Genomic DNA, 7,927 nt, shown 5'->3' with positions numbered 1-7,927 from the left:
CGACATGGCGTTCTGGCGCGGGCTTAAACACTTTCCGGAGTTCCATTCATGAGCGGACCGCTAACTGCTGCGCCGGTGCCTGAGCGCTATCTGGGTGTGTGGCAGCGCACCCTGCTGACCACCACCGCCGGTGTGCATGACACCAGCACCCGCGTGTATTGGCTGCAAACCTCGCGCTTGTTCGCCGACCTGCGCATTCCGTTGCCAGCGCCCAGCAGCGTGCGCGAGTTGCTCGCCCAAGGCGGCTTTGCCGGCGTTACCGAAGTTACTCAGCCGGCTGATAGCGCCGAGTTGTGCCAATGGCATCGGGCGGTGGATTTCCAGCCGCCACGGGGCAGTGAAGACATTGGTTTTATGCGCTTTGAGCGCGATGACTGCGTGTTTGAAGACGGCTTGGACGCCAGCTACCACGAAGTCTGGGAGCGCCTGCCGGAGTCGCTTGGGCGCAACTGGGGCGTGTGGCTGGTGGCCGCCGATGGTCGCCAGGGCTGCTTGTTGCTGGCCGGCGATTGCTTTGTGTTTGTCGCCGGGCGGCCCAAGCCGTTAGCGCCGGCCAGTTCCTTGCTGGCGTTGCTGGAGGCGGGCAGTTCGCCGCTGCAGTTGCTGGAGTGCGAGCTGTCGTTTGGCTGGCATCACGAGGGCAAGCAGCCGTGGCAGATTGCCCTGTCGACCATTCCCGAACGCATCGGCCAGGCCCTGTTGCCCGCCAGCCTGAGCCCCGACGACAGCACCCAATTGTGCAGCGCGCAGACCCTGGAACAGCTCGGCCATCTGCCGCCCATTGGCGGTTGGCGCCTGCGCGAACACCCCGTTTTTCCCTTAGTCGAGGAGGCCTTGTCATGAGCGCCCATCAACCGTTGCCCGAACCGCAAGCGGCCGCGCAGCCAGCTCGCCAGCGCTGGTGGGTGATCCGTGGCGAGCTGCCGCGCGGTGCCATTTGGGGCCTGGCTGCGGCCGGCCTGTTGCTCCCGCTGTTGGTGTGGTGGGCGTACACCGTCGCCGGCCTGGCCAACCCGATGTTTATGCCAAGCCCCGGCGCGGTGGTGACGCGCGTGGCACATTGGTGGAGCGACGAAGGCCTGCTCGCCGATATTGGCATCAGCGTATACCGGGTCATGACCGGCTTTCTCGCCTCGGCGTTGTTTGCCTTGCCGCTGGGCTTGTACATCGGCACCTACCGGCCGGTGCAGGCGTTCCTCGAACCGCTCACCGACTTTATTCGCTATATGCCGGCGGTGGCGTTTATCCCGCTGGTGATGCTTTGGGTCGGCATTGATGAAGGCTCGAAAATTTTGATCATCTTTATTGGCACCTTTTTCCAGATGGTGCTGATGGTCGCCGAAGACGTACGCCGGGTGCCGATGGCGCAGATCGAAGCAGCGCAAACCATGGGCGCCAGCCGCAGCGAGATCGTCAAACTGGTGATTCTGCCCTCGGCGCGCCCGGCGCTGCTCGACACCCTGCGCATCACCTGCGGCTGGGCCTGGACCTACCTGGTGGTGGCCGAATTGGTGGCGGCTAACTCGGGTCTGGGTTACGCCATTCTCAAAGCCCAGCGCTATATGCAAACCGACAAGATTTTCGCCGGCATTATTTTGATCGGCGTTATTGGCCTGCTCACCGACCAGGGTTTCCGCTGGCTCGGCCGCGTGGCCTTTCCCTGGCTGAAGAGGTAAGTGCGATGAACGACGCCAAGATCCACATCCGCCAGGTCAGCAAAGTCTTTAAAACCCGTGGCCGCGATGTGCAGGCCCTGCAAGACATCAACCTGGATATCCAGCGTAACGAATTCATCACCTTTGTCGGCGCCTCCGGTTGCGGCAAATCCACCCTGCTGCGCAGCATCGGCGGGCTGGAGCAGCACAGCCGTGGCGAAATCTTGCTCGACGGCCGCGCGGTTAACGGCCCCGGCATCGACCGCGCCATGGTGTTTCAGCACTACAGCCTGTACCCCTGGCTGAACGTGATGCAGAACATCAAGTTTTGTCGGCAGCTGAAAGTGGTCTCCGACACGGTAAAAAGCGACGGCGATATCGAAGTGGCCAGCGGCCGTGCCGATGCGCTGCTGAGTCTGATGGGCCTGTCGGCGTTCCATCAGGCCTACCCCAACCAGCTCTCCGGCGGCATGCAGCAACGGGTAGCGATTGCCCGCGCCTTGATGCCCAAGCCGGAAATTCTGCTGATGGACGAACCCTTCGGCGCCCTCGATGCGCAAACCCGTGAAGTGATGCACGACCTGATTCGCCACGTCCACCGTCTGGAAAAGAGCACCATCCTGTTCGTCACCCACGACGTGGAAGAGGCGATTTACCTGGGCGGCCGCGTGGTGCTGATGGCGCCACGGCCGGGGCGCATCGACACCATCTACAACGTACCGCTGCCGGCAGAGCGCAACCAAGACATGAAACTGTCGCCTGAGTTTCTTACCTTGAAACGCGAGATCTTGGCGCGGATACGCGAGACCTCAGGGATGAGTACGGACTTGGAACTGTTGGAGCAGCTAACGCGTACCCAACCAGCGGCGCTGTAACCCTGTAGGGCGTGCTGTGCGCACCATGCGCTGGACCTGATATCGCTATGGTGCGCACGGCACACCCTACGCAACTAACCGCGTGCCTTCGTGTCACACTTGGGCACGGCGATTAACCCAGTAGGCGGCCATCCGCTCTACGGCGCCGTGCCCGGCCTGGTTATTGCTCATTCTTTCGAGCGCCCAGCGCCCCCTTCTAATAACAATAAAACCTCTGATGTGTATCCCTTGCTGTGTGGCGTTGTGCTGAGAATAATCGCCGCCGTCGGGTGACCGACTGTGGCTGTGTAGGTGAGGGATAACGTGGAATTTGCTTTGTCGATTGCGCCCTATGCGGGCATTACCGTGATGATTCCGGCCGTATTGCTGCTGGCGGTTTGGTTGAACTACAGCGCTTCGCGCCGTGTGGCTGTGCTCTGGTTGAGCGTGGTGGTGCTCGCCTATGGTGCGGTAATGGTCAGTAAAGTGCTGTTCAAGGGCTGGGGCCATGGCTTTGAAACCCTGAACATTGCGGTATTTAGCGGCCATGCCATGAACGCTTGCCTGGTTACTCCGGTGCTGCTGAGCATGCTCGCGCGCCAATGGCATCCGCTGTTGCGCTGGCCCGCTGCAGGTGTGGCGTTGCTGGCCGGTTGGTACTTTAGCGTCACCGTTGTTGCGCCCTTTGTGCACCCGTTGCCGGAGGCCATCGCTGGTGCGTTGATTGGCGGCTTTGGCTCGATGATTTTCCTGGCCCTGGCCGAACGCTACGAAATTCGTCCGCTGCCCGGCCGCGCCGTGGCCATGGGCCTGACCGTAATCGCTGTGTGCGCCAGCTTGCCCAAATACACTGCCGAGGGTTTACTCAACCACTTCGCCATCACCCTCTCGGGTGCCGAAGCGGCGTATACCCGAACCCATTGGCAGAATTCCCCAACGGCGCAGTCGTCACGCTGAGCGGGCCTTGCACGGACGCCTGCGCCCCATGACTAAACCCCTGCGCTGGACCCTCGCCCTCCTGGCCGCAGCCCTTGTGCTGCCAGTTGGTGCCTACCTCTGGGCCAAAGCCGAGTATTACCCCGCCGACGCGGTAGACCGCGCCCAAGCCTTTATCAACCTGCTGCACGCTGGGCAATTTGATCACGCCCAAGACATGGCCCTGCGCAATGAATACGTCGGCCGCACGCCAGCAGAGTTTTCCGAACTGATGGTTCGCCAATTGTGCGATGTCGACCATGTGGCCTGGACCGCCCCGCCGCAAACCAATGGCAACCGCCTGCGCCGCTGGTTCAATGGTGTGCAAGTGGAAATGCCGGAAATAACCGTGGAGTTCGAAGGGCGCTGCCTGGTCTCCGTGCACTTGCGCCGCACGGCGGACGGCCAGTGGAAAGTCTTCAATATGCAGCGCCACGCCGGCTGAGGCGCAGCCCAGTTTTTGCCTAACCCGCGACGACAAAAAACCTAATTTCGCAATTGCCGGGCGGTGGACAGAATGCGGCGTAGGGTGTGCTGTGCGCACCAAACGTTTACCCCATCGATTCAGGGCGTCCTTATGAGCAAACCCACCCACACCCGCATTCGTATGTTCAACACCAAGGACACCTACCCCAACCAGACCCTGGACAACGACCTGTGCCAGGCCGTGCGCGCCGGCAACACCGTGTACGTACGTGGCCAGGTGGGCACCGACTTCGACGGCAACCTGGTTGGCCTCGGCGACCCCCGTGCGCAAGCCGAGCAGGCGATGAAAAACCTCAAGCAACTGCTCGAAGAAGCCGGCAGCGACCTCAGTCATGTCGTTAAAACCACCACCTACCTCACTGACCCACGCTACCGCGAGCCGGTGTATCAGGAAGTGGGCAAGTGGCTCAAAGGTGTATTCCCGATTTCCACCGGCCTGGTGGTCTCCGCCCTCGGTCAGCCGCAGTGGCTGATGGAGATTGATGTGATCGCGGTTATTCCGGATGACTGGGCATGACCTTCTCCATCGTCGGCCGCTGCGCCGAAACCGGGCAACTGGGCATCGCCATCAGCTCCTCCAGCATCGCCGTCGGTGCCCGTTGCCCGTGGGTGCGCGGTGGCATTGGCGCGGTGTCCACGCAAAACATCACCCTGCCAGCGCTGGGCCCGGAAATTCTCGATTTGCTTGAGCAGGGCGCAAGCGCCAAAGAGGCGCTGGACAAAGCCCTGACCACCCACGGCTTTAGCCAATTCCGCCAAGTCACGGTGATCGACCACCATGGCGCCACCGCCTTGTTTACCGGCAGCGAAGCCCTAGGCCTGCATAACGCCGTGGCCGGTGAGCAATGCGTGGCCGCGGGCAACTTGCTCTCCAGCCCGCAAGTGATTAACGCCATGGTCGCTGCCTTTGAAGGCAGCAGCGGTGAAGCCCTGGCCGACCGTCTGCTGGCGGCGATGAACGCCGCCATGGCCGCCGGTGGTGAAGCCGGGCCGGTGCATTCGGCCGCGTTGTCGGTGGTCAGTGATTTGCTCTGGCCAATTGTTGACCTGCGCGTAGATTGGGCCGAAGAAGACCCGATTGGCGTGCTGGGCAATTTGTGGACGGCCTATCGCCCGCAAATGCAGGACTACATCACCCGTGCTCTGGACCCCACCAAAGCGCCGAGCTACGGTGTGCCAGGGGACGAATAACTGTCCGCTTATCCCGTCGTTCCCGCGCAGGCGGGAACCCAGGTGCGGCGATGCAACAGCCACCGCTGTTGTCCTACAGCATTCTGGATCCCCGCCTTCGCGGGGATGACGGTGGGCTATTCATAACCGAGTAAAAACCATGTCCACCAGCCGCGATCTGCTAAACCGCCTAATCGCCTTCAACACCGTCAGCCGCGAATCCAACCTGGCGTTGATCGAATTCGTCCGCGACTACCTGACCAGCCTGGGCATCGACAGCGAACTGATCCATAGCGACGACGGGCGCAAAGCCAATCTCTACGCCCGTATCGGCCCGGCGCTTTCTGGTGGGGTGATGCTGTCCGGCCATAGCGATGTCGTGCCGGTGGATGGCCAGGCCTGGACCGTGCCGCCCTTCGCCATGAGCGAGCGCGACGGCAAACTTTACGGTCGTGGCACCGCGGATATGAAGGGCTATATCGCCTGCGTACTCGCCGCCTTACCCGCGTTTCTCGCCAAGCCTCTGCGCGTACCGCTGCACCTGGCGATTTCCTATGACGAAGAGGTCGGCTGCCTGGGTGTGCGCAGCTTGATCGAGGCATTGGCAGGGCGCCCAGAACGACCCAGCCTGTGCATCATCGGCGAGCCAACGTCTATGCGCCCGGTGCTCGGCCACAAAGGCAAACTGGGTATGCGTTGCGAGGTACATGGCGCAGCGTGCCATTCGGCCTATGCCCCGCAGGGCGTCAACGCCATCGAATATGCCGCCAAGCTGATCGTCCGTCTCGGTGAAATCGGCCAACGCCTGGCCGCCATCGAGCGCCACGACGCGCGTTTCGACCCGCCCTATTCAACGGTACAAACCGGCACCATCAGCGGCGGCAGCGCGCTGAATATCGTCCCCGAACACTGCCGTTTCGATTTCGAAGTGCGCACCCTGCCGGCCGACGATGCCGAGCAGATTGCCAGTGAATTGCAGGCCTATGCCCAGGAGCTGGTGCCGCAGATGCGCGCGGTGCAGGCCGACACCGGCATTCGCTTTACCCCCATCAGCGCCTACCCAGGCTTGGCCACTGCCGCTGATAGCGAGGCGGCGCAGCTACTGGCGTTGATCAGTGGCTCGCAGGATTTCGGCACCGTGGCCTTTGGCACCGAAGGTGGGCTATTCGACCAGGCCGGTATTGCCACCGTGGTCTGTGGGCCGGGAAGCATGGACCAAGGGCACAAGCCGGATGAGTTTGTCAGCCTGGAGCAGCTAGGGCAGTGCGATGCCATGCTGCAGCGCTTGGCCGAGTGGATGCACGCGGTCGCCTCGTAGCGTGTGCTGTGCGCACCTATACGTGGTTTACGGCCTATACAACTTCAAGCTCTCGACCCTTGAGCGATACGCCCCTAACCGCTCTTTGAGCTCGCCTTTGCGCTTCGACGCCACGCAGTGCAGCAGCACGTTCAGCGCACTGGTCAGCCCACCGGTAGATTCCAGAATCAGCCCGGTCTTGGTTTTCATGGTGATGATCAACGGCGTGTCGATATGCCGTGCAATGCCATATTCGTCGGTAAACACCACCAGGTCAGTGTCGCTTTTCAGGTTGTTGGCAAAGGCAATACCAGCGTCTGCATAAGGCGCGATATCGATCAGGATCACGCAGCAGCGCTTGTCGCGGCTGTCGATCCAGCGCCCGAGAACGCCGCTGTAAAGGTCGAGAAATTCCACGCCACTGCGCACTAACGACAAGCGATTGGCGAAGTCTTCGGCCAGGCCTTTGATGGTTTGAAAGCCGCAGACAAACACCCGCTCGGCCTCGCTGACGCGCTGCACCACGTCCTGCCAATGCTGGCCGCTGAGTTGCGCCGCGAAGGCGCTGAGGGCTTCGATTTCTTCGTTGAGGTGGGCGACCAGATCGTCTGGCTGCTGGTCGACGCGTTCGATCAGCGTGGTGTTGAGCAAGGATTGAATGCGCACGTCATCGCGCAATTCTTCCTTCAGGGTTTTCAGGCCCTTGTAGCCCAGACGACGCAAAAAGCGGCTGACGGTGTTGGGGCTGACTTTGCTTTTTTCCGCCAGGCTGGCGCCGTTTTCAAAGGCGATGGTTTCCCGGTTGGCCTGGATATAGGCCCACAGCGTACGTTCTGCGGGGGTCAGCTTGCCGTCCAGGTGTTCCATTTTGCTATCGAGCATGCCTTGGCTCCGGCTGGGCAAACGTAAAGTTTCTGACATGAGTATGTCAGAGTGTTGATTGTTGGAAGAAATATATTCTATTCTCGGGGCGCCACACAAAAGGTTCGTTCAGCAGACCCAGGCACTCAGACCTACGACGATATCGCTGAACAACCCTCGCAATTCCTGCCGCAACAACAGTGCCAAGCCTTGCCTGGCGCAATCAAAACAGTGGAGAACAGGAACATGCTCGACCTTATCACCCGACCCCTGCGCACGCGTTCGCTTCCCGCCGTTATCGGCGCTCTTCTCGCCCTCAGCACCGGCGCCGCCCAGGCCGCCGAAGAGCTGCGCCTGTACAACTGGGGCGACTATATCAACCCTGAAGTGCTCAGCCGCTTTACCGCCGAAACCGGCATCAAGGTCGGCCTGGACACCTACGGCAGCAACGAAGAAATGCTCGCCAAGCTGCAAGCCGGCGCCACGGGTTACGACATCGTCTTCCCGTCCGTGCATATGCACGACACCATGGCCGCGCTGAACCTGCTGGAAAAAACCGATATCAACAGGAGCCCGGCGTTTAAAAATATCGACCCGGCCTACCTGCGCGCCAAGTCCGACCCCAAGGG

General features: G+C 61.4%; 10 protein-coding genes. 9 read left to right on the top strand and 1 reads right to left on the bottom strand.

What is annotated here, in order from left to right:
• The first annotated feature begins 48 nt into the window (after positions 1-48).
• The 8 genes from AAAB16_RS24475 to argE all read left to right on the top strand — a co-directional run bounded on the left by AAAB16_RS24475 (position 49) and on the right by argE (position 6,458).
• On the top strand, positions 49-843 hold the full coding sequence (locus AAAB16_RS24475) for a hypothetical protein (RefSeq protein ID WP_340665689.1): 795 nt from the start codon (positions 49-51) through the stop codon (positions 841-843).
• Entirely contained in the window at positions 840-1,676 is an 837-nt protein-coding gene (locus AAAB16_RS24470; protein WP_340665688.1) for an ABC transporter permease, read from the top strand. Before AAAB16_RS24475 ends, AAAB16_RS24470 begins: the two co-directional genes overlap by 4 nt.
• A 5-nt stretch (positions 1,677-1,681) precedes the next feature.
• Entirely contained in the window at positions 1,682-2,530 is an 849-nt protein-coding gene (locus AAAB16_RS24465; RefSeq protein ID WP_340665687.1) for an ABC transporter ATP-binding protein, read from the top strand.
• Between the two features lie 303 nt (positions 2,531-2,833).
• Positions 2,834-3,466 (top strand): hypothetical protein, encoded by a 633-nt coding sequence (locus tag AAAB16_RS24460; RefSeq protein WP_340665686.1) that lies wholly within the window; start codon positions 2,834-2,836, stop codon positions 3,464-3,466.
• Positions 3,467-3,494: 28 nt separating this feature from the next.
• On the top strand, positions 3,495-3,929 hold the full coding sequence (locus AAAB16_RS24455) for a hypothetical protein (RefSeq protein WP_340665685.1): 435 nt from the start codon (positions 3,495-3,497) through the stop codon (positions 3,927-3,929).
• Positions 3,930-4,061: 132 nt separating this feature from the next.
• A complete protein-coding gene (locus AAAB16_RS24450) occupies positions 4,062-4,487 on the top strand; it encodes a RidA family protein (protein ID WP_340665684.1) in 426 nt (141 codons plus the stop codon).
• Entirely contained in the window at positions 4,484-5,161 is a 678-nt protein-coding gene (locus AAAB16_RS24445; protein ID WP_340665683.1) for a DUF1028 domain-containing protein, read from the top strand. Before AAAB16_RS24450 ends, AAAB16_RS24445 begins: the two co-directional genes overlap by 4 nt.
• Before the next feature lie 139 nt (positions 5,162-5,300).
• Entirely contained in the window at positions 5,301-6,458 is a 1,158-nt protein-coding gene (gene argE / locus AAAB16_RS24440) for an acetylornithine deacetylase (RefSeq protein ID WP_340665682.1), read from the top strand.
• Positions 6,459-6,485: 27 nt separating this feature from the next.
• Here the strand turns inward: argE and AAAB16_RS24435 are convergent, their stop codons facing one another.
• On the bottom strand, positions 6,486-7,319 hold the full coding sequence (locus AAAB16_RS24435) for a MurR/RpiR family transcriptional regulator (protein ID WP_340665681.1): 834 nt from the start codon (positions 7,317-7,319) through the stop codon (positions 6,486-6,488).
• A 225-nt stretch (positions 7,320-7,544) separates the two neighbouring features.
• Between AAAB16_RS24435 and AAAB16_RS24430 the strand changes: the two genes are divergently transcribed.
• The coding region (locus AAAB16_RS24430; RefSeq protein ID WP_369335453.1) for a PotD/PotF family extracellular solute-binding protein at positions 7,545-7,927 on the top strand (383 nt) is incomplete at its 3' end.

It is taken from the genome of Pseudomonas sp., from assembly GCF_037994325.1.
Lineage (GTDB): Bacteria > Pseudomonadota > Gammaproteobacteria > Pseudomonadales > Pseudomonadaceae > Aquipseudomonas.
Note: the sequence above shows the minus strand (reverse complement) of the source record. Positions and strands in the feature narration are given on the sequence as shown.